General features: G+C 50.6%; 24 protein-coding genes and 1 pseudogene. 22 read left to right on the top strand and 3 right to left on the bottom strand.

The genetic code is table 11. From position 1 onward, the window contains the following. Window positions 1-17 precede the first annotated feature (17 nt). The 10 genes from ylqF to AC27IT_RS02700 all read left to right on the top strand — a co-directional run bounded on the left by ylqF (window position 18) and on the right by AC27IT_RS02700 (window position 9,972). A complete protein-coding gene (gene ylqF, locus AC27IT_RS02745; protein WP_025846162.1) occupies window positions 18-911 on the top strand; it encodes a ribosome biogenesis GTPase YlqF in 894 nt (297 codons plus the stop codon). Between the two features lie 87 nt (window positions 912-998). Then, complete coding sequence (locus AC27IT_RS02740; RefSeq protein ID WP_429778483.1) at window positions 999-1,775, top strand: ribonuclease HII; 777 nt, start codon at window positions 999-1,001, stop codon at window positions 1,773-1,775. 34 nt (window positions 1,776-1,809) lie between these two features. Beyond that, window positions 1,810-3,723: a hypothetical protein gene (locus tag AC27IT_RS02735; protein ID WP_487091568.1), complete on the top strand. Its 1,914-nt coding sequence runs from the start codon at window positions 1,810-1,812 to the stop codon at window positions 3,721-3,723. Continuing rightward, window positions 3,720-4,010: an EscU/YscU/HrcU family type III secretion system export apparatus switch protein gene (locus AC27IT_RS02730; protein ID WP_005834305.1), complete on the top strand. Its 291-nt coding sequence runs from the start codon at window positions 3,720-3,722 to the stop codon at window positions 4,008-4,010. Before AC27IT_RS02735 ends, AC27IT_RS02730 begins: the two co-directional genes overlap by 4 nt. Then, window positions 4,007-4,381 carry a YraN family protein gene (locus AC27IT_RS02725; RefSeq protein ID WP_025846155.1) on the top strand — a complete coding sequence of 125 codons (375 nt, stop codon included), beginning with the start codon at window positions 4,007-4,009 and terminating at the stop codon, window positions 4,379-4,381. Before AC27IT_RS02730 ends, AC27IT_RS02725 begins: the two co-directional genes overlap by 4 nt. Before the next feature lie 333 nt (window positions 4,382-4,714). Beyond that, complete coding sequence (locus AC27IT_RS02720) at window positions 4,715-6,067, top strand: Ig-like domain-containing protein (protein WP_283857889.1); 1,353 nt, start codon at window positions 4,715-4,717, stop codon at window positions 6,065-6,067. A 175-nt stretch (window positions 6,068-6,242) separates the two neighbouring features. Continuing rightward, window positions 6,243-7,016: a nucleotidyltransferase domain-containing protein gene (locus AC27IT_RS02715; RefSeq protein ID WP_283857888.1), complete on the top strand. Its 774-nt coding sequence runs from the start codon at window positions 6,243-6,245 to the stop codon at window positions 7,014-7,016. 51 nt (window positions 7,017-7,067) lie between these two features. Then, complete coding sequence (locus AC27IT_RS02710; protein WP_283857887.1) at window positions 7,068-7,721, top strand: hypothetical protein; 654 nt, start codon at window positions 7,068-7,070, stop codon at window positions 7,719-7,721. 122 nt (window positions 7,722-7,843) lie between these two features. Then, window positions 7,844-8,035, top strand: a complete 192-nt coding sequence (locus tag AC27IT_RS02705; protein ID WP_007777738.1) for a hypothetical protein — start codon at window positions 7,844-7,846, stop codon at window positions 8,033-8,035. A gap of 389 nt (window positions 8,036-8,424) precedes the next feature. Next, window positions 8,425-9,972, top strand: coding sequence for a YifB family Mg chelatase-like AAA ATPase (locus AC27IT_RS02700; RefSeq protein WP_005834294.1), 1,548 nt, complete (start codon window positions 8,425-8,427; stop codon window positions 9,970-9,972). A gap of 341 nt (window positions 9,973-10,313) precedes the next feature. Here the strand turns inward: AC27IT_RS02700 and AC27IT_RS02695 are convergent, their stop codons facing one another. Continuing rightward, window positions 10,314-11,567, bottom strand: coding sequence for a hypothetical protein (locus tag AC27IT_RS02695; protein ID WP_283857886.1), 1,254 nt, complete (start codon window positions 11,565-11,567; stop codon window positions 10,314-10,316). Between the two features lie 650 nt (window positions 11,568-12,217). Next, window positions 12,218-12,460 carry a helix-turn-helix domain-containing protein gene (locus AC27IT_RS02690; protein WP_430640781.1) on the bottom strand — a complete coding sequence of 81 codons (243 nt, stop codon included), beginning with the start codon at window positions 12,458-12,460 and terminating at the stop codon, window positions 12,218-12,220. 128 nt (window positions 12,461-12,588) lie between these two features. Between AC27IT_RS02690 and AC27IT_RS02685 the strand changes: the two are divergent. Together AC27IT_RS02685 and AC27IT_RS02680 are read left to right on the top strand one after the other, a co-directional pair. Further along, window positions 12,589-12,711 (top strand): annotated as a pseudogene (locus AC27IT_RS02685) (ATP-binding protein); the annotation flags it as partial. A gap of 33 nt (window positions 12,712-12,744) precedes the next feature. Next, entirely contained in the window at window positions 12,745-13,068 is a 324-nt protein-coding gene (locus AC27IT_RS02680) for a magnesium chelatase subunit ChlI family protein (RefSeq protein ID WP_283859300.1), read from the top strand. A 248-nt stretch (window positions 13,069-13,316) separates the two neighbouring features. Here the strand turns inward: AC27IT_RS02680 and AC27IT_RS02675 are convergent, their stop codons facing one another. Next, window positions 13,317-13,625, bottom strand: a complete 309-nt coding sequence (locus AC27IT_RS02675; RefSeq protein WP_026557325.1) for a protease inhibitor I42 family protein — start codon at window positions 13,623-13,625, stop codon at window positions 13,317-13,319. A 464-nt stretch (window positions 13,626-14,089) separates the two neighbouring features. On the opposite strand from AC27IT_RS02675, the gene AC27IT_RS02670 reads away from it, so the two are divergent. From AC27IT_RS02670 to dprA, 10 genes are all read left to right on the top strand, one after another. Then, entirely contained in the window at window positions 14,090-14,812 is a 723-nt protein-coding gene (locus AC27IT_RS02670) for an EAL domain-containing protein (protein WP_025846142.1), read from the top strand. A gap of 15 nt (window positions 14,813-14,827) precedes the next feature. Then, window positions 14,828-15,199, top strand: coding sequence for a hypothetical protein (locus AC27IT_RS02665; RefSeq protein WP_235694688.1), 372 nt, complete (start codon window positions 14,828-14,830; stop codon window positions 15,197-15,199). Beyond that, entirely contained in the window at window positions 15,196-16,005 is an 810-nt protein-coding gene (locus AC27IT_RS02660) for a GGDEF domain-containing protein (RefSeq protein WP_005834288.1), read from the top strand. The genes AC27IT_RS02665 and AC27IT_RS02660 overlap by 4 nt, the downstream gene beginning before the upstream one ends. A gap of 156 nt (window positions 16,006-16,161) precedes the next feature. Beyond that, entirely contained in the window at window positions 16,162-16,476 is a 315-nt protein-coding gene (locus tag AC27IT_RS02655) for a YbjQ family protein (RefSeq protein ID WP_005834287.1), read from the top strand. 181 nt (window positions 16,477-16,657) lie between these two features. Continuing rightward, window positions 16,658-17,017 carry an SCP2 sterol-binding domain-containing protein gene (locus AC27IT_RS02650; RefSeq protein ID WP_005834285.1) on the top strand — a complete coding sequence of 120 codons (360 nt, stop codon included), beginning with the start codon at window positions 16,658-16,660 and terminating at the stop codon, window positions 17,015-17,017. A gap of 142 nt (window positions 17,018-17,159) precedes the next feature. Further along, complete coding sequence (locus AC27IT_RS02645) at window positions 17,160-18,053, top strand: AlbA family DNA-binding domain-containing protein (protein WP_007777751.1); 894 nt, start codon at window positions 17,160-17,162, stop codon at window positions 18,051-18,053. Window positions 18,054-18,092: 39 nt separating this feature from the next. Beyond that, window positions 18,093-19,151 (top strand): hypothetical protein, encoded by a 1,059-nt coding sequence (locus AC27IT_RS02640; RefSeq protein WP_025846138.1) that lies wholly within the window; start codon window positions 18,093-18,095, stop codon window positions 19,149-19,151. Window positions 19,152-19,339: 188 nt separating this feature from the next. Continuing rightward, window positions 19,340-20,500, top strand: coding sequence for an ADP-forming succinate--CoA ligase subunit beta (gene sucC, locus AC27IT_RS02635; RefSeq protein ID WP_122903357.1), 1,161 nt, complete (start codon window positions 19,340-19,342; stop codon window positions 20,498-20,500). A gap of 44 nt (window positions 20,501-20,544) precedes the next feature. Continuing rightward, window positions 20,545-21,447 carry a succinate--CoA ligase subunit alpha gene (sucD, locus tag AC27IT_RS02630; RefSeq protein WP_005834278.1) on the top strand — a complete coding sequence of 301 codons (903 nt, stop codon included), beginning with the start codon at window positions 20,545-20,547 and terminating at the stop codon, window positions 21,445-21,447. Between the two features lie 131 nt (window positions 21,448-21,578). Continuing rightward, a complete protein-coding gene (dprA, locus tag AC27IT_RS02625) occupies window positions 21,579-22,694 on the top strand; it encodes a DNA-processing protein DprA (protein ID WP_025846135.1) in 1,116 nt (371 codons plus the stop codon). Window positions 22,695-22,802: the final 108 nt, after the last annotated feature.

The raw sequence follows: 22,802 nt of genomic DNA, 5'->3' as shown, positions 1-22,802 counted from the left end.
AAGGTAGGTGAGACAACATGACGATCCAATGGTTTCCCGGACATATGGCCAAGGCGCGCCGGCAAGTTACGGAAAAGCTGAAATTGATTGATGTGGTGATCGAGCTTCTCGATGCGCGGCTTCCCCTTTCCAGCCGGAATCCGATGATTGACGAGATTGTCAGTGACAAGCCACGATTAATTTTGCTGAACAAAGCCGATCTCGCAGACGAGAAGGCGACAGAAGAATGGATTGCCTATTTCCGCAAAGAGGGCATTCGCACGCTGCCGATTGATGCCTTGAGCGGAAAAGGCGTAAACAAACTGCCTGAGCTGTGCAAGGAGCTGGCGGCAGACATGCTGGCGAAGCGCAGCGAACGCGGAATGCAAGGACGCGCGATCCGCATCATGATTTTAGGAATCCCCAACGTCGGAAAATCGTCGCTGATTAACCGTCTGTCCAAGCGCTCGGTAGCGGCAACGGGCGACCGCCCGGCCGTCACGAAGGCGCAGCAGTGGGTGAAGATGGGCGACACGCTTGAACTGCTCGATACGCCGGGGATTCTCTGGCCCAAGTTTGAAGACCAGATGGTTGGATTGCGCTTGGCGGCGAGCGGTGCGATCAAGGACGAGCTGATTGACTTTACAGAGGTAGCGCTGTTTGTCATCAGCTATATGATGCACTACTATCCGGAACGCTTGATCGAGCGTTTCAAGCTGAAGGAGCTGCCGGACGATCGCGTTGCCATGCTGGAGGAAATCGGGAAAAAGCGCGGCTGCCTCATTTCGGGCGGCAACATCGATTACGACAAAGCGGCGGAAATCTTTTTGCGCGAGCTGCGCTCAGGGAAGCTCGGGCCGATCTCCGTGGAACGCCCGATTGACTGGGAAATGGACGAACCGATCGGCAAGCCGCTCTCGCTTATGGAATAGCGTAACGTTTTGCCGCACACGCACACGAAAAGCCTGTCTATCGATTGCTGATAGACGGTTTTTTTCGTAAGAAGGAGAAATGAGTCAATGAATCTGGCGGATATGTCGATAAAAGAAATACGGATGGCGATCGAAAAATTGGACGAGGTACCTAGTGATTTTTTACAATGTTTGCAAGCGGACAAACGGGCAGGCGTGCAGGCGCTGGCGAAGCAGGTAGAAGCCGCGAAGGCTCGCCAGGCCAAGCTTCAGCAACTGTGGACCGAGATGAGTACATATGAACGCGCACTCTATGCCGACGGGCACCAGCACGTTTTTGGGGTGGACGAGGTAGGGCGCGGGCCTTTGGCCGGGCCTGTCGTGGCGAGTGCCGTTTGCTTGCCGAAAGATTTTTATTTGCCAGGCTTGAACGATTCCAAAAAGGTTCCGGTAGCTACGCGCGAGGCGTTTTACGAGGTGATTATGCGGGATGCCGTTGCGGTCGGAATCGGCATGGTCGATGCTCGGCGGATCGATGCGATCAATATTTTGAACGCTACCAAGGAAGCGATGAAGGCAGCCATCGAAGACGCCGGAGTGCCCGCTGATGTGCTTTTGATTGACGCTGTGCAACTGACAGGGGTGTCCTGCAAGCAAATCCCGATCATTGGCGGCGATGCGAAATGCGTATCGATCGCAGCAGCGTCCATCGTGGCAAAAGTGACGAGAGACAGGATGATGGCTGAGTACGCCAAACAGTACCCGCAGTACGGCTTCGATAAAAACGCGGGCTACGGTACAGCCGAGCATCTCGCAGCGATTGCCGCATACGGGCCGACGCCGCTTCACCGTATAACCTTTACCGGGGTGAAAGAACAAGCCTGACCAACTGCTTAGCACTTTCGAAGGAGGGGAGTCCATGCTATCCACGTCGCAAATCATGTCGTCTTTCGTGCAAAAGACACCTTCGGCAAACGTCAAGCCGGTAGAGCTGACGCCCGGACAAGTATTCAAAGGCACGGTGGTCAAGCATTATCCGGACCAAATGGCGCTGGTCCAGATCGGCGGAATGCAGGTTCAGGCCAAGCTGGAGGCGAATCTCGAAGCGGGTCAAAAGGCGTGGCTGCAGGTTCAGCCTTCGAACGGAGTCGTAACCTTGAAAGTGCTGGACACGTCTGCGGAAGCGACAGGAAAGGAAGCATCGCTGGAAAGCTTGATGCGTTCTCTCGGCATTGCGGAGACAAAAGAAAGCAAGGCAATCGTACAGGCGCTCGTGAACGCCAATTTGCCTGTCACCAAGGAAATCGCCCAGGCTTTTTCGCAGGTGGCGCAGCGCATCGGGATGGATGACAGCACAGTCGATGCGTTTCTCTTGGCGATGAAGCGGAATTTGCCGCTGACGCCAGATTCGGTTTCGGGACTGAAGGCGTTTGTGTCCGGCAAACCGCTGGGCCAGGCGATTCAGCAGTTTTTGCAGGAAGCGACGTTGTTTTTGAACCAGGAGGAAAATGCCGCCAAGCAGCCTGGACAGCCTTCCGCTTCCGGCACAGGGGCACCGTCTGGCGCGATGAGCGCGGATGTTCGGCAAGTGGTCGGCCAACTGAAAGAAAAGCTGGCTGCGCTGCCGTTGTTGCTGCCGACAGCGGAAAGCGCGGAAGGTGCGGCTATCTCCACCAAACCAGTCCCGCAAGGAAATGCAACCAGTCAAGGCACAGCGCAAGCGGCGGCAGGCAATGCCAGCCAGTCCACTCTCCAAGCGCTTTCTTCAAACGCGCAAGGGACGGCGTCCAACGCTTCTGTAGCTCCCGGATCAACCGGACTACAGGCGGCGGGAGCGCAAGTGCCAGCCAGTCAGCCGTCTGACGGTACGGGAAAAGCGACCAGCCTGCCAGGTGCTGTGCCACTCGCAGGGGCGGGTGAAGCGCCTTCCAGCGCAGCTTCGGCAAATGCCATGCGCCAAGCGGGAGCTGTGCCTGAGCAGACAAGCTCCGCTTTTCCAGCGGGAGCAGCTTTGGAAGGGACGAAAAACAGCCAGCAGCCGTCTGGACTTTTTCCCCAGCAAAATCAGTGGCCAAATATCGAGCTTCCCGCTACAGCCAGGCCAATCGCCACCCCCGGCGGACAACAGGCGAATGGCGCAGTGCAGCCGCCTGTGACGGGGACTGTAACAGGCTCGCCCTCCGCCAACCCGCTCGTCGAACTGTTTCGACACTTGGGCATCAACCATGAACGCGAATTGATGGGCCAGGCGCTTGGACAGCAACAAGCCGATCCGGGAGCGCGCAAGCAGCTCGAAACAGTGAAATCGTTGCTTTTGCAGATCAGTCAGGCGCCTGCGCAATCAGTGCCGACTGCGCTGCGCGAGGCAGCCGATCAGTTGCTGCAGCAAGTCACCGGACAGCAGTTGATGATGGTCCAGCCAGGCAGTCACACCTTGTCGCAAATCGTGCTGCAAATTCCGATTCGCCAGGCAGATGGCGAGGAGACGGCTTTTGTGCAGATCGAATCGAAAAAGCAGGGAAGCGGCAAGCTGGACCCGGAAAACTGCCGCTTGTTTTTCCATCTGGAGCTGAAAGGCATGGGGACGACGATGATCGACGTCGGAATTGTGAACCGGATCGTCAACCTGCAAATCTTCAATGATTCTCCTTGGCTGGAAGCACTGGCCCAGGGGACGAAGGAGCAGTTTGCGAAGCAATTGCACGACGTGGGCTATCATTTGTCCGCCATGCGCATTCAGCCAGTTCCCGACAGGCAGAGCAGCAAGCCGGGAGCGAGCCAGGCCAAAGGAGCGATTTTTGCCGATTACAAAGGGATGGATGTGCGCGTATGAACCAATCCGGCACCCCTGACAACAAGCGCAAGCAGGCTGTAGCCCTCAAATACCAGGCTGGCGCCATGGAAGCGCCAAAAGTGGTCGCAAAGGGGAAAGGCTTCGTTGCCGAGAACATGCTGAAAACGGCCAAGGAGCACGACATCCCTATTCAGGAAGACCCTTCTCTCGTAGAAGTGCTGGGGAAGCTGGATTTAGACCAGCAGATTCCCCCTGAGCTGTATCAGGTAGTGGCGGAAGTGCTCGCTTTCGTGTACCGCCTGGACAAAGGGGGAGCCAAAAGATGAGCAACCGCCGCAGACTTCTCGGACAAAAAGGCGAGCAGCTCGCGAAGCGTTATTTGCTGCAAAAAGGGTACGAGATCGTCGCGCAAAATATACGCACGAGACAGGGCGAGATTGACCTGATTGCCCAGGATGGCGAAACGCTTGTCTTTGTAGAGGTGCGCACCAGGAGCAGTCTTGCCTGCGGCACGGCTGCCGAATCCGTGACGTGGAGGAAAAGACAGAAGCTGCGTGAGCTGGCTGTCGCTTATTTGCAGGCACAGTCGCGGCATGTGCCGTCCATTCGCTTTGACGTCGTCGCCATTTTCCAGCCCGCCTCGGCCGATGGCGAGCAAGCAGCGCCGACGATCGAGCATTTTGTGGGGGCTTTTTAAAAAAACGGGCTCCAGGCTACCTGGATAATGGGGATATGTCTACAGCAACGGTCACCGCACCTGCGTACAATGTACTGTACTCGACGCGATGAAACTCCTCCAAGCATCATCATTCGCCTTCCAGGCATAGGCTGGAAGGCATTTTTTCTTTTTCCGGCATAAGCCACAAGTCCGATCAGCCTGTGTTGCCAAACGAAAGAAACGATTGCCTTTCGCGCTAAATTAAAGTTTTTTAGAAAAACAAATGTTTTTCTAAAAAACTTGTGATTCAATGTGACATTTTTCCATTTCATTCGTCTTACTCGGTGAAGGAAACAATGTGGAGGGTAAAACATGAAGCTGACAAAAAGCAATGTAATGAAAAACGTCTCACTCACTGTCGCAGCTATTTGCGCCGTTCAGTTTTCCGTAACGGGCATTGCGTCTGCACAAGTATCCACAGCCCAAGCTGCGAGCAGCTATGTAGCGAAAGCCGATGCAAGCGGCCTTGAGGCAAGCTCGTATTATGCGGAAGTAACCATCGGGCAGCCGCTGACCTTGAAAGTTACATACAATGGCCGCCCGCTGGATGGCGCGCTTGTAAGCTGGACAACTTCCAACAGCTCGATCGCAACGGTTCGCAATGGAGTCGTAACCGGATATAAGACAGGCATGGTCATCATTAATGGGAAATACAACGGCGATTCGATCCGCATCCGCGCTTCCGTCATCAAAGAGCCGACATTGGAAGCATCCAGCACTTCGGTAAGCCTGAAAAAAGGCGACACGAAAACGGTTTCCCTCCAATACGGAGGCAAAGCGCTTTCCGGCCTCGATGCATACTGGGTATCTTCTGATGAATCGGTGGCGACGGTAAAAAGAGGCGAAATTACGGCGAAAGCAAACGGTACCGCAGTTATAACGGCTGAGTACAAAGGAAAGTCCATCAAAATTAACGTGAAAGTGTCCGGCAATCAATCCGGCAAGCTCGAAGCCAATGAGAGCAAAATTTCGCTGAAAAAAGGCGAGAAAGAAACGATCAAGCTCACCTATGACGATGAAAAGCTCGCTGGATCGAAAGCAACCTGGAAAACATCCAAATCTTCCGTAGCAACTGTATCGGATGGGGTCATCACGGCGAAAGCCAAAGGTACGGCAACCATCACAGCGGAATACAAAGGCTACAAGGTAGAGATCGAAGTCAGCGTCGACAACGGCAGCTCGGCTTTGCTGGAAGCAAACGAGACTAAGCTGAAGATGAAAAAAGGCCAGGAAAAAACGATTACCCTCCGCTATGACGACGAAAAGCTCAACGGCTCCAAAGCAGAGTGGAAAACATCCAAATCATCTGTAGCGACTGTTGACGACGATGGCGTTGTCACAGCGAAAAAGAAAGGGACCGCAACGATTACGGCTACGTACAAAGGTGAAAAAGTCGAAATCGAGGTTACGGTAGACGACAAAGGCAGCAGCCTGCTGAAAGCGGACGACACCAGCCTGAGCCTGAAAAAAGGGGATTCGGAAACGATTACGTTGACCTATGATGGAACAAAGCTCACCGGCTCCAAAGCGAGCTGGAGCACGTCCAAGTCTTCCGTAGCTACCGTTTCCACGAGCGGCAAAGTGAAAGCGAAGGCGAAAGGAAAGGCAACGATTACAGCCAAATACAAAGGCGAAGAAGTAGAGATCAAAGTAACGGTAAAATAATAACGCCCGCGAAAACGCTCGCTGAATCCAGACCATCTGGTTCAGCGAGTTTTTTTAGGTCCGCACACAGTAGCCGGATGAAGACGCACTTGCTACAATCAGGAAAGACGGTAAAAATTCGGACGACACGTCAGCGTTTGTTTTGCGCTCGCGACTGTCGGGAGGGGGATGGCAGATGCAGGAACTCATCAGGCAAAAGCTGCTGGAAATCGAAAAAGAACACGAGCTGAAGGTGCTGTTTGCCGTCGAGTCCGGGAGCCGTGCCTGGGGCTTTCCTTCGCAGGATAGCGACTATGATGTACGGTTTGTGTACGTGAAGAAGCCCGAGTGGTATCTTTCCATTGATGACAAGCGGGATGTCGTGGAGCTGCCCATCGATGAAACGCTCGATATAAGCGGCTGGGATATACGAAAGGCGTTGAAGCTGTTTCGCAAATCCAATCCGGCTCTGCACGAATGGCTGGCTTCCGGTATCGTTTATCGGGACGAGCTCGGATTTCGAGCGGAACTGATTCAGATGCGCAACGAGTTGTTCTCGCCAAAAACAGCCTTGCTCCACTATTTGAGCATGGCGAATGGAAACTACCGCAAGGATTTGCAGGGTGACCACGTGCGGATCAAAAAATATTTTTACGTCCTGCGCCCGATCTTGGCTTGCGAATGGATCGAAAAGTACAGGACAAACCCTCCGCTCCTGTTTCAGCAGTTAGTAGCCGAGCTGGTGACAGATGCGGACCTGCGGCGGGAAATAGACGAGCTGCTGCACCGGAAAATGGCGGGAGACGAGCTTGATCTGGAACCGAGGATAGATGTGATTCACGCGTATATCGACGACAGACTGGAAAGACTGAGCGCCTGTGCGAGCGAATACGCAGGCAGCATGCCCGATCAGACGGCCAGGCTGGACGAGCTGTATCGCCGCTATTTGCGCTTGGCCTGGCCGGAGTGATGCGAGTGCCGTAGGAGCAGCGAAAAGAGCACAGGGATGGGGGAGCAGCCAATGACAAAGCTGCCTGAGCATATCCGCGAGGAACTGAAGCGCAAGGACAAGTTGGGCGAGCCTGCAAAGTCCGCAAAGCCCGCAAAGCCCGCAAAGCCCGCATGTGTCCAAGCGACCGCCTTCATGCAGCGAAACACCACTTGCTGGGAGCCAGGCGTGACGGAGAGAGGTTCGGCAGCAGCGTGTTCAAAGCGTTTGCATCCGACAGACTTTCCAGCCTGCAAGCGATTTGTCATTGCTCCTTACGTCGGGGCTGGAGTGATTTTGCTTGGCATGAGCCGGGAGGAAGCGGACGATGCCATGCAGTTCATTCCGCGACCATTTCGCACGTTTCAGCAGCCTTTGGACAGTGACGATTTCTCGTGTTGCTTTGTTTCCTACCAACCTCCCGGCGTTTGTGAGGCGGTGGAATTTCATCCGAATGTTGAAGTTCTTTTTTACGGAAAAAATTTGCTGGGGCAGCCGTATAAGGAAGTAGAAGCGTTCGTTCGGGAGCATGATCCTGATTGGCAGGCGACAGGCGACGGTTTTACTTCGTTTCGCTACGGCTTTGGCGTCTACGCTCCCTATGCGTTTGAAGATGTGTGCCAGCCTGTGGAATCTGTCATCGTCTTTGAAAAAGGCTACTACGCGCAAGCACCTGGAAGCGGCTAGATTGTAGCGGACGCATTGAAAAGCAAGCTCACAGTCGATTGCCCGCCAATTATTTGGTATAATGCCGTAGGTACATACGATCTTTTCCAACCATTATTTTTTCGTGCAAAGTGAGGATTTCCATGATGAAGAAGCTGGTACTCGTATTAGACGTAGAAAAAGCAGACAAAATCGACATGCAAAAGCTGGCCGACTCGATGTCGGAAGCCATTCAAACTGTAGAGGGCATCGTCTTGCACGACCTCGTCATGTTTGACAACGACGAAAACAATGCCGACAAGCTCATTGCCAATGTGAAAAAGGAGCTTTCCTAAAACGAACAGCGCTGCGCCGCGCAAGTGACGGCTTGCCGCCAGGGTGTAGCGGCTGCAGGGACAAAAGAACAGCCATGCCAAGACTCGCGTATTGTGTAGCGGGTCTTTTTGTGTTTGGACAGATTTGTTGCAAGACACAGCCAGTTGCAAGAGAAGGGAGGCAGTCTGTGAGAAACGGATATGCGGCAGGTTTGGAAGATTTTCTGCCGCTGCGATAAACTTTCGTACTCAGCTTGCTTTTCCACTGTTGCGCTAAACCTGCGTGTACCTCGCTTTCATTCTCACTGCTGAGCTAAACCTGCGCACCTCGCGTTTTCATTCCCGCCACTGTAATAAACTTGCACATCCCCGCTATCTTTTCCTACGCTACTAGCAAAGGGGGAGAGAATATGTACGCATGCAGCTTTTCCGGGACTGTTCTCGGCATAGACGGGATGATTGTGAGCGTGGAAACGGACATTGCCAATGGACTGCCGCAGTTCGACCTGGTCGGGCTGGGCGGCTCTGCCGTGAAGGAAGCGAGGGACCGCGTTCGTGCTGCCTTGCGCAATGCAGGCTACGATTACCCGATGCAGCGAATTACGGTCAATCTGGCGCCAGCGGACCAGCGCAAGGAAGGCTCTGGCTTTGACCTGGCCATCGCGTTTGGCATTTTGCTTGCCTCCAAACAAATACTGCCCCGACCAGAGCGAATTTTGATCCTCGGAGAGCTTGCCCTCGATGGCTCCCTGCGTCCCGTGCCGGGCGTTCTCCCCATCCTGCTGGAAGCGACGAAGGCAGGCTTTACCCACGTCATTTTACCCGAGGCAAACGCCGCCGAAGCGCATCTGGTCGAGATTATCGTCTTGCCCGCCGCCAATTTGACGGAAGCGGTGCAGTATTGGAAAGAAGGACTACAGCCCAAAAATCCGCAGGCTGCGGCGTCTGCATCAACGCGGACTAGCCAAACCCCTGTGACCCCGCAGGCACCGGATTTTGCGCATGTGTACGGCCAGCGCTTCGTCAAACGCGGGCTGGAGATCGCGGCAGCCGGTTTTCACAACGTCATTCTGGTCGGACCGCCCGGCTGTGGCAAGACGCTGCTGGCCACCTGTTTGCCAGGCATCATGCCAAAAATGACGACGGACGAATCGTACGAGGTCACGAAAATATACAGCATTGCAGGACAACTGAAGCGCGAGGGCGGACTCATCCAAGAGCGGCCGTTTCGCGCTCCGCATCATACGATTACAGCTACAGCTCTGATCGGGGGAGGGGCACAAATTCCCCGACCGGGCGAATGCAGCCTCTCGCATGGCGGGATTTTGTTTTTGGACGAGATGCCCGAGTTTTCCCGTCACGTCCTTGAGGTGCTGCGCCAGCCACTGGAGGCAGGGATTGTGACGATTGGCCGCGCCAAGCAGGTGTTTTCCTTTCCGGCGAGATTTTTGCTGATCGGCTCGTGCAATCCTTGTCCGTGTGGATTTTTCGGCACCCGGGAGAAGCAGTCGTGCTCCTGCTCCCCGCAACAAATATACAAATACCGCTCCAAGCTGTCCGGGCCGCTTTTGGACCGGATTGACCTGCATATCGAAGTCCCGCGTGTGCCCGTACAACTGTTGCACAACCGCTCCATGGAGGAATCGTCGCGGGACATTCAGGCGCGAGTAGAACGGGCGCGCGCCATTCAATGCGACAGATATCGGCATCGCCCCGCCAGCCCCTTCAATAGCATGATGAACGCCGAAGAGCTGCGCAACTACGCCAAACTGGACAAAGAAGGACAAGAAATGTTGCAGCTTGCGTTTGAGACGCTCGGTCTGAGCGCGAGAGCCTACGACAGAATCGTCAAGGTAGCGCGAACGATTGCAGATTTGGAGGGAGCAGCGAAGATTGAGGCCGCGCACGTCGCGGAGGCGATTCGGTACAGGGCGTTGGACAGAGGGGTGCCGTTTTGACCGCGTGCAGCAGGTGGGCAAGTGCGGTTGAGCGCTTTGGCAGGGAATGTAAATTTTTTTGTGTAAATGGGTTTTTAACAGGCGGATGGTTACGTGGGCGGCTTCACATGGAGGGGCGGGCATGATAGGCTCGTTTGCCATGCGATGCATGGATCAAGGCAAGCAGGTATGGTCGTGGACGCTATGGGAGAATATGCATATGTACGACGAAGCCCTCCTTCTGGATTTTTCTCCAAGGGAGGGCTTTGTTAAATGACAAATTGGTTGGAGGTAAGTCAAACTTGATTGACTGGGTGTAATTAAATTAATCTTGTTGTTCAAACAAATTGTAATTCAGTAAATTAATAATCGTACCTAATACTAATTGATTGATCTGCATCAGTTTCGACATCGATTCCAGCGAAGAAGTAAACAGTATGCTCAATGTCGATAGCAGCGTATGTTCCTGTAGAAGCCCAAGCTGTTACAAATTCATAATCATCTTTGTCGGATTCAAGTTCGCTACCAGTAACTACCCACTCTGAATAATCCTTTTCTTTATTCAGGGTGAGGTCGATCTTTGGTTCTGTTTCAAGTTGGTAACTGTAAGACACACTGAAAGGATACCCTAAAGATATAGTATAAGGGTTCTTGGATCTGTCATTAGGTTCCGCATCGTCAAGTTCGTCACTGCTAAACACTAACTCATGTCTGACACGGAATTCTTCAGCATCCCAAGACCATTCATAGGTCTGAATTGAACTTGTATCCTTAACAAAAAAGTAGTCATATTTATCATCATCTTCATCATTATTCTTATACAGTTTCCAATGGGAATTTATTGATCCTGCTTTTTTTGTTAAATACCATGCAGATGCGGTTATATCATAAGCACTTTTTACAACACGATTAGAAGATGTAGTAAATTCACTTTTATCAATGTCTTTATTTTCGTGTTCTAATATCTCCTGTAAAAATATCTCATCACTGGGTATTGTTTTACCCTTTTCATCATAGCGGTTAATGTCGGAAATAAACAGTTTATATGGGGCATTTTTATCTAGGGTGTAACCGATAATTTCATGTTTGTTGTAGTCTGGCTTCCGCTCCATATCATCTTTTTGTTTCTTTTCCTTTTTCTCATCTCCTTCAATATCATAAAAAGAAACATTTACTGTTTCTTTAGTATCATCCAGTTCCATTTGGGCATTGAGTCTATCTATGTTTAATAATTCGCAGTACTCTTCAAGCGTAAGACCACCATATAAGTATACTTTTTTTCCGTCAGCGAGAGCAGATTGCAATGCTTTTTGTAATTTCTTATCCTTTTTTACATCTTTATAATTGTAAGCAATCGAATCATAGTCGGAAAAGTCATTTGTATCTTTGGGATACGTTGCTACTAATTTGATTTTTCTATTATTAAGTGCACTCATTGAATTCTTATTTGAAGTTACAAATTCATCTAATTCTTCGAGATTGGTTTTTGAAGCAAATAGCAGTTCTCTAGTATCTGATTTTGCATATGTGCTAGATGAGGAGGGGAATGAGATAACTGAAGCGAGTAATCCAACAAATGCGAGACAACCAAATTTTCTTTTGAAACTAATAGACATAACAACACCTCATTTACCACATTTTTGAAAATAAAGAAACTTTAGTATATAATGTAACATATAGATTTGTAGTTGTGAAGAATGAAATGTAAAAAATGTAATTTGGAGGGATGACCTTGTTCAATAACAAAATTTTTGGATGGATCATAACTAGTTGTTTTGTAGTTATTGCAATATGCAATGTTTACATTGCTATAGAATTAGTAGAAATTGTAGATAGGTTAGAAATCATTGCCGAATTCATAGGTAATACTGGGAGCTAACTAACGAAAAAGTTTTTGGGAATTTTCAATTACGGATTCACCAAGTAATTAAGATGAAGGGACTTGGCTTGATCGAGAGCGTTTTGACGCCGAGTTGCTACTGTCACTACTTGTGCCGTATGACCCTGCGCAGATGCGGGCGTATCCAGTATCAGCAATGGTGGGAACCCCAAAGAATGACTCGCCAGATTGTATAAAGGAAATAACTGAACCAGCATAAAAATGCCCGCCTTTACAACTGGTAGAGGCGGGTTCATTTCATATGTTGGATTGGTACCAAATACTAAATGGTTTCGATCAAGATTGAAAGGTAATCGTTTAATAATGGAAAATGCTTATTCGATGGAAGAAACTCGTCTTTTTCCCACCCGAATATCATTCGGCTACTTAAACCCAAAAATCTTGCGAACTCACTCTGTGTATAACCATGATATAACCTTGCTTTTCAATCCTTTGACCGAGAGTATCTTCTGATAGGCTTTCGAAGCAACCAAGGTATGCAACGGATACTCCAAGTACACTTGCTATAATTCTGAGGTTTGTAGGAGTGAGTGATGTCCGGTTCTGCTCTGCAAGTCGTAACGATACGACACTAAGCCCGGTGGCTTTGGCGAGGTCAACGAGACACATGTGTTTTGACAGGCGTGCATGACGGATTCGTCCACCAGGAGTATCGACTTCTGTTGCTGGTAAAGCAGGTGCCAAAGAAGCATCCTTTTTAATAGAAATTCCCAAGGTGCTATCTTCACCCTTGTCCGTGTGGATTTTTCGGCACCCGGGAGAAGCAGTCGTGCTCCTGCTCCCCGCAACAAATATACAAATACCGCTCCAAGCTGTCCGGGCCGCTTTTGGACCGGATTGACCTGCATATCGAAGTCCCGCGTGTGCCCGTACAACTGTTGCACAACCGCTCCATGGAGGAATCGTCGCGGGACATTCAGGCGCGAGTAGAACGGGCGCGCGCCATTCAATGCGACAGATATCGGCATCGCCCCGCCAGCCCCTTCAATAGCATGATGAACGCCGAAGAGCTGCGCAACTACGCCAAACTGGACAAAGAAGGACAAGAAATGTTGCAGCTTGCGTTTGAGACGCTCGGTCTGAGCGCGAGAGCCTACGACAGAATCGTCAAGGTAGCGCGAACGATTGCAGATTTGGAGGGAGCAGCGAAGATTGAGGCCGCGCATGTCGCGGAGGCGATTCGGTACAGGGCGTTGGACAGAGGGCTGCCGTTTTGACCGCGTGCAGTAGGTGGGCAAGTGCGGTTGAGCGCTTTGGCACGCAACCGCTGCAAGCAACTACAACACCTACTGCAAGCACCTACCCAAACATCTAGCTACAAACCTCATTCTGGCAAACAAGCGCAAGCGAATACTCTCTGTACCGCTTGGCAAACGCCTTGCTTAACCCAAGCCTTTTACAAATCGCCTTTTTCTAAGCAACACGAAAACCCAGCTTCACTCACCCCATACCCAACCACTAAAACTCACACAACCGTAACGACATAAAAAACAAAGCTGGCACAATCAGACGGCTCCCACGGACGGCAGTACTTGAACGAAAGCGAAGTCACACCCCGGCGCAGCGCCCGAAAAGTGAACCGCTGCTGACCGCCTTGCCCAATCCGAGCGGGCTGCGAAGGCGGAACAAATTCACTGGATTGCAGAAACAGAAACGTCTCGTCCACCGAATTGGACAGTGCCCACTGGTACCCAGTCGTCGGATTTGCGTCGAGCGTGACCGCAAACGGCTGGCCGCTCTGCACCTGAAGCGTATAAGTCGAGATCATCGCCATTTTCATCATCCTTTCCTCTGCAAAACACCTTTCCCCAAACTGTATGAAAAAAACGGCAAAGTGCCTAAGCAATCCGAGTGGAGAGCGGCGAAAGGAGAGCAACTGGAGAGCGACAAAGCCAAAAATAATTGTTCCATATAGGAAAAAACGGCATGCCTCGCGCAGAAAATTATGCCGAGCTATCCAAAAGCTGCTTTTTTTTCAGCAGAAATTTAGTATGATTTGGAAAGGGATATGCAAAACAATGGCGAATAACTAGGAACAAAGACATATGTTGTCGAATAGACTGGAGATTTTGTGATCTCTTTTACCTAGTTTTCGCGCCGAAAACTTCTAGGGTTTGCGGTCTTACTGGTCGTTGAACTTCCCAGCACTTCCAATGAATTGGGCGTACATCCTATGCACCTCACACTTGGGAAGCTTTCTCTGTGTTCATATTTGCTAGGAAAGGGAAAGGAAAATTGATGGAGAGCATTGCGGAACTATTTGAGAAAAGAGAGTATTATCATGCGTTTCAGCCCATATGCCAATTCCCTGATAAAAAAAGAATAGGGTATGAGGTGCTGCTCCGCAGCAAAGCGGGACTAAACCCGGAACTGTTGTTTTCGATGGCCAAGGAAAAAAGAAAGTTGCCGGAGCTGGATACCCAGTCATTTCGGCATGCGCTTTTGTCTTTTTTTCGTTCATCCAAGGAACACACCCAGGAGCTCCTGTTTGTCAATATTTTTCCGTCCACGATCGTGGAAGATTCGTTTCCGGGATTCATCGAGGAAATCAAGCAAGCTTTTTTTCCGTATTTGAAAAGAATCGTACTGGAAATAAACGAATCGATCATGGAAGGGGAATGCTGGCATGAGCCCGTTTTTACCAATCGCATTGGCGAATTGAAAAAGATGGGTTTTTTGATCGCGTTAGATGATGTAGGGGATGCAGCAAATATTTTTCATAAAATAACTGATCTTTCGCCTGATTTCATCAAAATCGATCGTTTCTATTCCAAGGAGCTTTCGACTTCGCAAGAAAAACAGACAGTCGTCAAGCTGTTTGTTGACTTTTGCAAGTACGAACCTCAACTCATTCTTGAAGGAGTTGAAGAAGAAGAAGATTTTGCTTGCGCCTCTTCATTGGGAATTGCAATGGGACAAGGATACCTTTTTGGGAAACCAGATCGCCTGCGAGAAGATTAAGAGGGGAGAGCAGAATTGGAGGAATTACTGATGTTTGGTGATAGTAGCGTATATTCTAGGAAAGCCACTCTTTCCTTAAAAATATCCGAGTTTGAAGTCCCTCCGATGCAGGATATGCTGATTATCGGCAGAAAAGCGCCGATCGGACCGGAAGCAGTACGGAGGATGGCAGAGGCACTGTCTCCGGAGCAGTTTACCCTGCTGAAAATCGATCATCCGAAGATCGAGGCGGTGTTGCTGAGAAACTCGCTCCTGCAGATGATGGACGAAAAACTGCTGATGAAAATTATTCTTGAGGAATCAGAGCGGATGATTAGCGAATCAATGGTGTTGCGTTCTGAGCTGAAAATTGCGTTGTCTGTACAGCGAGAGGTGGATTTGCTATGAACATCTCCGAAATCATGAACCCGACGATCCATTCCATTTCCTCTGACAAATCCGTTTCCCATGCTGCAAGGCTCATGAGTGAGTATCAGATGGATTCGCTGGTCGTCATTGACCATGGAGAGGTCGTAGGTTTAGTGACTTCCCGAGATGTCCTGACTGCGCATCCAAACCGGATTGTCGCCGATGCGATGTGCAATCAGGTGCATTACCTGCTGGCGGATCAAAACATTTGGGAGGCGCACCATTACTTTCTCAATGAAAATGCCAGACTGGCGATTATCCTGGACGACGAGCAAATAAGCGGGATGATTACGAAAGAAATCGTGGAAATGCAAATTGCCCAATACAAAGACCCGCTGTCCGGTCTGTATCGGGCGCCTTATATCCAGTTTATCGGGGAGAGCTATTTGCAGAAAAAAATTCCGTTTCACCTGCTGTTCATCGATTTGAACGATTTCGGCAGAATTAACAAGCAATACGGGCATCCGTTCGGCGATGACGTCATCCGCACTTATTCGGCTGTGCTTTCCTCGATCGCCGAGGATCAGGGAGATCATCTGTGTCGGTATGCAGGGGATGAATTTGTCTTGATCTCTACTGCTCCTGACGCGCTCGTCGAGCAGTATATCGAGCTGATTTCGCGTCCGACCGACGTGCTGGACATCACGGTTTCGGCCGCAGTCGGCCATGTGAACGGCTACAGTGAGCCTGATTTCTTCGCCCACTCCTGGAGGGAGCTGATCGCGCAAGCAAGCCTTGCCTCGTCTGCGATCAAGGCACAGAAGACGGCGTCTACGTTTTCCTGATCGTTACGTAAGCACGCTGCTGGATAAGGGCATGGTTACAGGCACACACTTTGAGTAAGCCGCCCGCTAAAAAAGGGGCAACTGAAACCGCCGCAAAGTTCATTCGTATTACATATTGTCAGAGTGAAATGAATTCGGTTAGAGGAGGCCTTTTCCATGATTATTACCACAACCAGCACGTTGCAAGGTAAAGAAATTGAAGCCTATTTGGATATCGTCAGCGGAGAAGTCATCATGGGGGCGAACGTGGTTCGCGACTTTTTGGCAGGAATCACGGACATCATCGGTGGCAGAAGCGGCTCCTACGAAAGCAAGCTGGCAGAAGGACGCGAAATGGCGCTGCAAGAAATGAAGGAAAAAGCGCGCGCGCTCGGGGCAAACGCAGTCGTTGGAGTCGACCTCGACTTCGAAACGCTCCGAGAAGGCATGATGATGGTCATCGCGACTGGAACCGCTGTTCGAGTAAAATAAGCCGGCAAATGCCCGGCTTTCTTTTTTTGTGCGAACACTTGCGAGCGCTTCAAGCCAATGAGAGCGAGAGCGAAGCGAGCGACGTTCCCCGACTGGTGTAAACGGTGCTGGTACGAAAAGCTGACGAAAGGGCGCCTCGCCTCTTCGCACGGCGTATAGAGGAAGCGGCGACAAAAGGGTGATGAACGTGTCTGTAGCAGATACACTGATAGAGCTGGCGCAAAAAATCAAAGCGAATCCGAAGCCGATCCGCAACTTTTCTGCCGTCTATCATTTTGTGCTTGCCGGAAAAGAGGGCGGTACGTACGAAATCAAATTTGCCAATGACGAAGCGACCTATCGCCTCGGGGCTACCGAACAGGCGGGCTGTACGCTGGAATTGTCCGATGAAAATTTCATCAAACTTGTCCGTGGTACACTCAATCCTGCCGCAGCTCTTGTCACGGGCAAGCTGAAAATAAAAGGGGACATGGGACTGTCTTTGAAGCTTCAAACATTGCTGTACGCCTACCAGTCCCGCCCTGAAAAAGCAGGAAACTAGACGGCGGCGCCTGTCTTTTGGCGGGCGTTCCGCTGTCGCTTTCCGGGCGATTGCATAAAAAAACTGGTCAACCTCCAAATAGTTGCGTTAAAATTATGACCAAACAATGACAAGGATTCCAAACAAAAGAACGAGGGAAAACATGCGCCATATTTGTTCCTTACTCGCCGTTGTCCATGAACTGACAGAACAATCTGTGCGTTTCGACTTGTACCAGGAGATTCGAAGGTCTACGGTTGACCGAGAGCTGCTGCGGCAAAATGCCCAGTTGCCTAGGCACTATTTTGACTTTTTGTTTCATTCCGGCGTCCTGGAAGTGGAGAACGATCCCCCTTATCAACCAGGGATTACGAAGCCTGCTTCCATCGGAATGAACATTCGATCACTCGGCGGCAACGTATTGTTTGACATGTGCTTCGCTCCACAGACGTATAAATTATGGCAGAATACAGATGCGAGTCTGGAAGACCTGTCTTTGCCGGCTGATATCTTTGAAGAGTACGTATATCGCTTGGGGGCGATCAGCAGGTTTCGCTATCTCGGGCGGGTAGACGATCCGCTCGTGGCAACCTCGCTTGGCGAAAACGACATGATCGAATTCAAGCGCGACTTTTTGCTGTCCAAAGGCGGAATTATTAAAACTGTCGTAGCATTTGCCAACTCGAACAACGGCAATCTCTTTTTGGGGATTACGGATGAAGGTACCATTTGCGGCATCGATCACGAAATCGAGCAATACGGCGACCCGGATAAATACATTTTGGCCATAACACAGTACATTCAGGACAAAACATCGCCATTTTTAACCCCTTTTCCTAAAATCTCCCTGAAAAAAGTGGACGGCAAGCATGTCGTCGCGATTTTTGTGGAGGTTTCCTCCGAGCTGATTTGCGGACTGGATAAAAACGGTGAGAAGTACGTTGTCATCCGCACGAACAATCGCTCGGTTGTGGTCAAAGACCCGCACCAAATAGGCGAAATTTACGTCAAACGAAAACTTGGCAGTGAGATCAGCCGACGATTGGGACTTTTGTAGAATCATCGGGCACGATTGATACTCGAAGGAGGGTGCTGCATGGTATCGTCTTTGCGTGCTTACCTGTTAATTGTGATGGTCGCAAGTATGATGATTTCCGGTTGTGCGCAGCCTGACAAGGTGCCGGCCGACATGAGTAACCGTATCGAGAAAGAGCTTGGTGCGGTAGAAAAGGTAACCGTCATGTCAACAGATGGGCAGGAAGTGATGCTGGATTTGCCGACATTCATGAAGGAGCTGTCTGGGCAAGGCAAAGATTTGCAGCTTTCAGAAACAGCCTTGAAGCAGGAAGACGTGCGCTTTACGCTCGTGCTCTACCGCAAGCAATTAGCCCCTCTCGTCGTGGCCGTCGGAGAAGGAGCCAGCCAGTTTGGCGAAAATACATATCGCGGTGCAGGCGCTGTCGCTTTTTATCACTGGATTCAAAAGCTGACAGGAAAAGGACTGCTGTCGCAAAAAATCGACACGGTCCTGCTCTCGGCTGAGGACCTCGCCAAGACACGGGTGCTTGGCGAGACGGAGATAGAAGACATCCGCAAGACGTTGGCAGCGGCTGTGCCAGAGACGGGAGCGAGCCTCAAGCAGTATCCGCTCTACCCGAATTATCGCTTGCGCATCAATTCAGCAGAAAGGCCGCTGGAAGTGACCGTGCTGACCCCTACCTTAATCAGTGTGCCGTTTGGAAAAGAAACCCACACGTTTCACGTGGACGGCGGGCTGTTTTCCAAGCTGACAGAATGGATTCCGCCAACGGACAAGAAGGAAGAAAAACGGCTTGAGCAGCTATTCAAGGCGAGCCGGATTCGGATTGCCGCAACAGGTGCGATGGCTGTAGAGAGCCTTGAACTGGAAGTCCGAAAAACGACCGTGGAGCAAGGGATTGCGCACCAGGCCGTGCGTCTTTTGCAAACGGCAGAGCTGCTGAAGGAAGCACCGAAAGATCCGGGACCGGAGCAGTATCGCTTGTTCTTTACCGTCAATGGGAAAGAGCGCGAAGTCATTTGGTATGCCAAGTATTTTCAATTGGATGCAAATTGGTTCACTCACAATGAAATGGCCGAAGCGCAGTGGAAATTGTTGCAAAGTCTTAGAAAATGATGGGTTTTCCTCATGAAGTTTCGAAGTTCTGGTCACGATAAAGAGAACATATTACTACCACTTTTGCAATTTTTGTCGTAGAATAGTTACGTTGCACTGATAGTGGAGGCTTTCGACCGGAAGAAGACAGATGTCTTTGTGCCGGTCTAAAAGCTTGCCGATCTTTATCTGCCATAGGAGGATGGAGAATGAACATTCATGAGTATCAAGGTAAAGAGATACTTAAGCAGTACGGTGTAAAAGTTCCTGAAGGTCGCGTAGCTTTCACAGTGGATGAAGCTGTTGAAGCGGCGAAAGAACTGGGCACCCAGGTTGTTGTCGTAAAAGCGCAAATCCACGCTGGTGGCCGCGGTAAAGCTGGCGGTGTAAAAGTGGCGAAAAACCTGGATGAAGTTCGTACATATGCCAGTGAAATTCTTGGCAAAGTGCTGGTAACTCATCAAACAGGTCCGGAAGGCAAAGAAGTAAAACGCCTCTTGATCGAGCAAGGCTGCGATATTAAAAAAGAATACTACGTGGGTGTCGTTGTTGACCGTGCAACAGGTAGCGTTGTCATGATGGCTTCTGAAGAGGGCGGTACGGAGATCGAGGAAGTAGCAGCAAAAACTCCGGAAAAAATCTTCAAAGAAGTGATCGATCCGGTAACTGGCCTGAACGCGTTCCAGGCACGCCGTCTGGCTTATGCAATCAACATCCCGAAAGAACTCATCAACAAAGCAGCGAAGTTCATGATGAGCCTGTACCAGGCATTTGTTGACAAAGACTGCTCTATCGCGGAAATCAACCCGCTTGTTGTTACTGGCGACGGTGAAGTAATGGCACTCGATGCCAAACTGAACTTCGACAGCAACGCTCTCTACCGCCATCCTGACGTTGTAGCTCTGCGCGACCTGGATGAAGAAGACGAGAAAGAAATCGAAGCGTCCAAATACGATCTGTCCTACATTGCTCTCGATGGTAACATCGGCTGCATGGTAAACGGCGCTGGTCTTGCGATGGCTACCATGGACATCGTGAAATTTTACGGTGGAGATCCAGCCAACTTCCTCGATGTAGGTGGCGGTGCGACCGAAGAAAAAGTAACCGAAGCGTTCAAAATCATCCTGCGCGACGAAAAAGTAAAAGGCATTTTCGTCAACATTTTCGGCGGTATCATGAAATGTGACGTTATCGCAAACGGCGTTGTGAATGCAGCGAAACAAATCAAACTGGACAAACCGCTCGTTGTACGTCTCGAAGGTACAAACGTAGACCTCGGCAAGAAAATCCTCAACGAATCCGGTCTGAACATCGTTGCGGCTGAATCCATGGCTGATGGCGCTGAGAAAATCGTATCCTTGGTAAAGTAAGCAATTGCGAGTAGATACGTAAAAAAAGGTGGGAAAAAAACGCGATGAGTATTCTCGTTAATAAAAATACAAAAGTAATTACACAAGGGATTACCGGTGCAACAGGTTTGTTCCACACTCGCGGAGCCGTTGAATACGGTACACAAATGGTTGGCGGCGTGACTCCAGGTAAAGGCGGAACCGAAGTAGACGGTATTCCAATTTTCAACACCGTAGCAGAAGCGGTAGAAAAAACAGGCGCAAATGCTTCCGTTATCTACGTTGCTCCTCCTTTTGCTGCTGACGCGATCATGGAAGCGGTTGACGCTGAACTGGATCTGGTCATCTGCATCACCGAAGGTATTCCTGTCCTCGACATGGTAAAAGTAAAACGTTACATGGAAGGCAAGAAAACCAAGCTGATCGGACCTAACTGCCCAGGCGTTATCACTCCAGGCGAGTGCAAAATCGGTATCATGCCAGGCTACATTCACACCCCTGGTAAAGTGGGTATCGTATCCCGCTCCGGTACCTTGACTTATGAAGCTGTACATCAAACTTCCACTCGCGGCATCGGTCAATCCACTGCTGTAGGTATCGGTGGCGACCCTGTAAAAGGGATGGAGTTCATCGATGTACTGAAAATGTTCAACGAAGACCCAGACACTGAAGCCGTTATCATGATCGGTGAAATCGGCGGTACGGCGGAAGAAGAAGCGGCTGAATGGATCGCGGCGAACATGAAAAAACCAGTAGTAGGCTTCATTGGCGGACAAACTGCTCCTCCAGGAAAACGCATGGGCCACGCTGGTGCGATCATCTCCGGCGGTAAAGGTACAGCCGCTGAGAAAATCGCGAAGCTCGAAGAGTGCGGCGTTCGCGTAGCGAAAACGCCAGCAGTAATCGGTGAAACACTGGTAGAACTGCTGAAAGAGCGCGGCATGCTGGAGAAAGTGTTGAACAAGTAATCGTTTTGATAGCAGAAGTGGACAGGCAGATGCTTGTCCACTTTTTCTTTTTTTGAAAGAGGCCGCTGTCTTTCGCTACAATAGCACTCGAAGCCGTCCAAGGTAACGCTTGGATGCAAGGAGGGTGTTTGATGGGCAAACCGCAAATCAGTGAGCGAGATTGGCTGTATGTACTGGCGATGACACCGGGGTTGGGACGTCGAACAATCAGGAAAATTAGCGAAACAGCAGGGTCTTTTCAGAATGCTGTCGATCATTGGCTTTTGATCGGGGAAGAGTTGGGGCTTTCTGTCGAGCTTGTGCAACAAGTTGATATGCAAACAAATGCCGCGGCTGTCATGCACCTGTTAGCAAAACGGGAGGCGAGTCGGACTCGCTTTCTTTGCATCTTTGACGAAGACTATCCCTCCTTGCTGCGGCATATTCCTGACCAGCCGCTGACGCTGTTTTGCCGAGGCGATCGCAAGCTGCTTGCAGAGGCGGCCATCGGTGTTGTCGGCTCGCGCAAGCCAACGCCGTACGGCCGGGCGAGCTGCGCGTATTTGGTGAAAGAGCTGGTGCAGGCGGGGCTTGCGATTGTATCCGGTCTGGCCTATGGCATAGATGGCGAAGCGCATCAGACGGCGCTTGCGGCTGGAGGAAAGACCATCGCCGTATTGGGCTGCGGGCTGAATCATGTGTACCCGCCAAGGCATCGCATGCTCTACGAAAAAATTGAATCTTTTGGACTACTTTTGTCCGAATACCCGCCAGATACTCCGCCCGTCCCAGGGCTGTTCCCCGAGCGAAACCGCATTATCAGTGGACTCAGTTTGGGCGTAGTAGTCGTGGAAGCAGCAGAAAAAAGCGGATCGCTGATTACAGCGGACTGTGCGCTGGAGCAAGGACGCGACGTTTTTGCCGTTCCAGGCCCGATTTTTTCCTTGATGAGCGCAGGGCCGCATAACTTGCTCAAACAAGGAGCAAAGCTAGTAACAAGACCCTGCGATATCTTGGAGGAGTTGCCGCGGGCTTATGCGAGCGGTGCTGAATCAGCGTCTGTCGCCGGAAAAGGCAGCAGTTCCATGACGCTTACCGCAGAGGAAAGCGTGATTGTGGAGGCGATCACTTACGAAGGCGTGCACGTGGATGAGCTTGTACAGCAACTGGAGCCTGACCGGCGCAAAAACGTGCACCAATTGCTTGTCCGACTGGAGGCAAAAGGGGTGCTTGCGGCACTGCCAGGGGGGTATTTCGCGCGGCGCTAAGGCATGTTTGACCTTTCCCGGGAATCCCCTAAAGCTTGCAAGTGTTTGACAAATCGGATAAGCATATTTAATAATAGGGAAGATTCCTTACTAAAAGGGGAGGAAAAA

The organism is Brevibacillus sp. YAE8 (assembly GCF_057543335.1).
The sequence above is the reverse complement of the archived record's forward strand: the minus strand, read 5'-3'. Positions and strand labels throughout refer to the sequence as shown.

Excerpts from the sequence above, each read along its gene's own strand:
- ylqF (WP_025846162.1), top strand. The coding sequence starts at position 18 with ATGACGATCCAATGGTTTCCCGGACATATGGCCAAGGCGCGCCGGCAA.
- AC27IT_RS02740 (WP_429778483.1), top strand. The coding sequence starts at position 999 with ATGAATCTGGCGGATATGTCGATAAAAGAAATACGGATGGCGATCGAA.
- AC27IT_RS02735 (WP_487091568.1), top strand. The coding sequence starts at position 1,810 with ATGCTATCCACGTCGCAAATCATGTCGTCTTTCGTGCAAAAGACACCT.
- AC27IT_RS02730 (WP_005834305.1), top strand. The coding sequence starts at position 3,720 with ATGAACCAATCCGGCACCCCTGACAACAAGCGCAAGCAGGCTGTAGCC.
- AC27IT_RS02725 (WP_025846155.1), top strand. The coding sequence starts at position 4,007 with ATGAGCAACCGCCGCAGACTTCTCGGACAAAAAGGCGAGCAGCTCGCG.
- AC27IT_RS02720 (WP_283857889.1), top strand. The coding sequence starts at position 4,715 with ATGAAGCTGACAAAAAGCAATGTAATGAAAAACGTCTCACTCACTGTC.
- AC27IT_RS02715 (WP_283857888.1), top strand. The coding sequence starts at position 6,243 with ATGCAGGAACTCATCAGGCAAAAGCTGCTGGAAATCGAAAAAGAACAC.
- AC27IT_RS02710 (WP_283857887.1), top strand. The coding sequence starts at position 7,068 with ATGACAAAGCTGCCTGAGCATATCCGCGAGGAACTGAAGCGCAAGGAC.
- AC27IT_RS02705 (WP_007777738.1), top strand. The coding sequence starts at position 7,844 with ATGATGAAGAAGCTGGTACTCGTATTAGACGTAGAAAAAGCAGACAAA.
- AC27IT_RS02700 (WP_005834294.1), top strand. The coding sequence starts at position 8,425 with ATGTACGCATGCAGCTTTTCCGGGACTGTTCTCGGCATAGACGGGATG.
- AC27IT_RS02695 (WP_283857886.1), bottom strand. The coding sequence starts at position 11,567 with ATGTCTATTAGTTTCAAAAGAAAATTTGGTTGTCTCGCATTTGTTGGA.
- AC27IT_RS02690 (WP_430640781.1), bottom strand. The coding sequence starts at position 12,460 with ATGTGTCTCGTTGACCTCGCCAAAGCCACCGGGCTTAGTGTCGTATCG.
- AC27IT_RS02680 (WP_283859300.1), top strand. The coding sequence starts at position 12,745 with ATGGAGGAATCGTCGCGGGACATTCAGGCGCGAGTAGAACGGGCGCGC.
- AC27IT_RS02675 (WP_026557325.1), bottom strand. The coding sequence starts at position 13,625 with ATGGCGATGATCTCGACTTATACGCTTCAGGTGCAGAGCGGCCAGCCG.
- AC27IT_RS02670 (WP_025846142.1), top strand. The coding sequence starts at position 14,090 with ATGGAGAGCATTGCGGAACTATTTGAGAAAAGAGAGTATTATCATGCG.
- AC27IT_RS02660 (WP_005834288.1), top strand. The coding sequence starts at position 15,196 with ATGAACATCTCCGAAATCATGAACCCGACGATCCATTCCATTTCCTCT.
- AC27IT_RS02655 (WP_005834287.1), top strand. The coding sequence starts at position 16,162 with ATGATTATTACCACAACCAGCACGTTGCAAGGTAAAGAAATTGAAGCC.
- AC27IT_RS02650 (WP_005834285.1), top strand. The coding sequence starts at position 16,658 with ATGAACGTGTCTGTAGCAGATACACTGATAGAGCTGGCGCAAAAAATC.
- AC27IT_RS02645 (WP_007777751.1), top strand. The coding sequence starts at position 17,160 with ATGCGCCATATTTGTTCCTTACTCGCCGTTGTCCATGAACTGACAGAA.
- AC27IT_RS02640 (WP_025846138.1), top strand. The coding sequence starts at position 18,093 with ATGGTATCGTCTTTGCGTGCTTACCTGTTAATTGTGATGGTCGCAAGT.
- sucC (WP_122903357.1), top strand. The coding sequence starts at position 19,340 with ATGAACATTCATGAGTATCAAGGTAAAGAGATACTTAAGCAGTACGGT.
- sucD (WP_005834278.1), top strand. The coding sequence starts at position 20,545 with ATGAGTATTCTCGTTAATAAAAATACAAAAGTAATTACACAAGGGATT.
- dprA (WP_025846135.1), top strand. The coding sequence starts at position 21,579 with ATGGGCAAACCGCAAATCAGTGAGCGAGATTGGCTGTATGTACTGGCG.